Below are 305 nucleotides of genomic sequence, written 5' to 3' on the forward strand. Positions count from 1 at the left end.
CTCCTTCGTGATCTGGTTCACAGGTCTTTCAGGATCGGGGAAGTCTACTATTGCTAATCAATTAGAGAAAGCACTATTCAGGAACGGGATCAGGACTTATTCCCTTGATGGAGATAATGTGCGGAGCGGACTGAATAAAAGTTTAACTTTCTCTCTTGAGGACCGGAAGGAAAATAACAGGAGAATAGCCGAAGTGGCCAAACTTTTTATGGATGCCGGGATGGTAACTATTACCGCCTTTATTTCCCCATTAAGAGAGGACCGGGAAGAGGCTAAAAAAATTATTGGGCGAGATAATTTCGTAG

General features: G+C 43.3%; 1 protein-coding gene. It reads left to right on the plus strand.

Going from position 1 to position 305, the window contains the following annotated elements; translation table 11 throughout:
- On the plus strand, positions 1–305 hold a 305-nt coding region (gene cysC, locus HC176_RS18840; protein ID WP_167920496.1), incomplete at both ends, for an adenylyl-sulfate kinase.

The organism is Tamlana crocina (assembly GCF_012037625.1).